Origin of the sequence: Pseudarthrobacter sulfonivorans (assembly GCF_024391045.1) — a bacterium.
Lineage (GTDB): Bacteria > Actinomycetota > Actinomycetes > Actinomycetales > Micrococcaceae > Arthrobacter > Arthrobacter sulfonivorans_B.
The window spans coordinates 1-640 of record NZ_JANFCZ010000058.1 but is presented as its reverse complement, the minus strand read 5'-3'; the positions used below and the strand labels follow the sequence as shown (position 1 = coordinate 640).

At 64.2% G+C, this 640-nt stretch carries 1 pseudogene; it reads right to left on the bottom strand.

The window, feature by feature from the left end:
- Nucleotides 1-627 (bottom strand): annotated as a pseudogene (locus tag NQJ30_RS18845) (primary-amine oxidase); the annotation flags it as partial.
- Nucleotides 628-640: the final 13 nt, after the last annotated feature.

Genomic DNA, 640 nt, shown 5'->3' with positions numbered 1-640 from the left:
GTAGTTCCCGGACGCGGACGGGACCGGGATGGCCTGGTCGTCCTCGACCTTGACGACCTGGCCGGAGTTCAGGTCCACGATCACGATGAAGTTCTCGATCGGGTGCGCGTACGGGCTGTCGTCCGCTTCCTCGCGGACGAACACCAGGGCACGCATCAGGCGCCGGCCCTGGTCATCCTCGCCGAAGTACCCCACGGACCAGGGCTCGAAACAGACCAGGGACATGTCCGTGATCCCGCGCTTGGCCAGGGCCGCCTGGACCTCGGGGTCCCGCCGGCAGCTCTCCTCACCCTCGGCGAACTCATCCAGCATGAACGGGGGCTGAACATGCGCGGGAAGCGGGGTCCACTTGGACACAATGCCCGACTCCAGATCCACGATCGCCTCATACGAGCGGGCCTCGGCCCGGTCCACCAGCACCGCGTCCGCCTCACGGACCACCGCAGCGTTCGAACGCAGGAGCTCCTTCGCCGGTTCCCGCAGTTCAATACTGATAAAACGGAACGATTCCGCCGCGGCCGGGCCGTCCTTCAAAATCGCGGCAGCCCGCGAAATCTCCTCACGCGACAACGGATCCAACGGGTGCGAAACCCCAACCCCCGCATGAATTTCAGTATTCAAAGTCATGATTATCTCCTTG